The organism is Lacrimispora sp. 210928-DFI.3.58 (assembly GCF_020554865.1).
Taxonomy (GTDB): domain Bacteria; phylum Bacillota; class Clostridia; order Lachnospirales; family Lachnospiraceae; genus Enterocloster.
The window spans coordinates 1-245 of the sequence record NZ_JAJCIC010000140.1 but is presented as its reverse complement, the minus strand read 5'-3'; the positions used below and the strand labels follow the sequence as shown (position 1 = coordinate 245).

The 245-nt window shown below is 44.5% G+C and carries 1 protein-coding gene; it reads left to right on the top strand.

The features are described from left to right. Positions 1-61 precede the first annotated feature (61 nt). Positions 62-245 (top strand): hypothetical protein (locus LIZ87_RS22270; protein ID WP_330664757.1); only part of this gene is annotated, 184 nt, incomplete at its 3' end.

The window sequence follows — 245 nt, the reverse complement described above, 5'->3', positions numbered from 1 at the left end:
AGAATGTCCTGCCTTTGTAAAACAGTGCATGCAGTATAAACACCTGGATGTTCAGGGACTAATGTGTGTTGGTCCACTGGATGCGGACCGTGACCGTATTGAGGAATGCTTTGAAAGGATGAATATCCTCTTTCACAAGCTGCAAAGTGAATATGGAAGTGAGCAGATCCGCTATCTGTCCATGGGGATGAGTGATGATTATCCGATTGCTTTGAAGCATGGTTCGAATCATATTCGAACCATGC